General features: G+C 62.8%; 1 protein-coding gene. It reads left to right on the top strand.

Features of this window, described 5'->3' with window-relative positions; translation table 11 throughout:
* A partial coding sequence (gene dxs, locus AABE20_RS10245; protein ID WP_338332973.1) for a 1-deoxy-D-xylulose-5-phosphate synthase occupies positions 1-1,074 on the top strand: 1,074 nt, incomplete at both ends.

Genomic DNA, 1,074 nt, shown 5'->3' on the forward strand with positions numbered 1-1,074 from the left:
TGATCTGGGATGTGGGCCATCAGGCCTACCCGCACAAAATTCTGACCGGGCGGCGCGAGCGCATTCGCACCCTGCGCCAGCCGGGTGGGCTGTCTGGCTTTACCCGCCGGGCGGAAAGCGAATACGACCCGTTTGGCGCGGCCCACTCCTCCACCTCCATTTCCGCAGGGCTTGGCATGGCTGTCGCCCACCACCTGCGTGCGGAGGACGACCCCTCCTACCGTGAACGCAATGTGATTGCTGTTATTGGCGATGGCTCCATTTCCGCCGGTATGGCGTATGAGGCCATGAACAACGCCGCCGTGGCCGGGCCGGGTGCGGAACGGCTGATCGTGATCCTTAACGATAACGAGATGTCCATCGCTCCCCCTGTGGGGGCCATGTCCAACTACCTCTCGCGCCTTATGTCCTCGCGCAAGTTCATGGAGCTGCGCGAACTGGCGGGCAAGTTTGTGAAAAAACTGCCAGCCCCGGTTGAACGCACCGCCCGCAAGGCGGACGAATACGCCCGCGGCATGATTACCGGCGGCACCCTGTTCGAGGAGCTGGGCTTTTACTACGTCGGCCCCGTGGACGGGCACGACCTGCCGCAGCTGGTCAATATCCTGCGCAACCTGCGCGATACGGATAAAGGCCCGATCCTGCTGCATGTGATTACGGAAAAAGGGCACGGCTACCGCCCGGCGGAAAACGCGGGCGACAAATACCACGCGGTCGCCAAGTTCAACGTCATTACCGGTGAGCAGAAAAAAGGCCCCGCAGGCCCGCCGAGCTACACCTCTGTTTTTGCGCGCGAACTGGTCCGCCGCGCCCAGACCGACAAGCGCCTGACGGCTGTCACCGCCGCCATGCCCTCGGGCACCGGGCTGGATGCGTTCGCCAAAAACTACCCCGAGCGGTTTTTTGACGTGGGCATTGCCGAGCAGCACGCGGTTACCTTTGCCGCGGGCATGGCCACCGAAGGGTTGCGCCCGTTCTGCGCCATTTATTCCACCTTCCTCCAGCGTGCGTATGATCAGGTCATGCACGATGTGGTGCTCCAGAACCTGCCGGTCCGCTTTGCCATTGACCGTG

The organism is Acetobacter zythi, assembly GCF_963921165.1.
GTDB lineage: Bacteria > Pseudomonadota > Alphaproteobacteria > Acetobacterales > Acetobacteraceae > Acetobacter.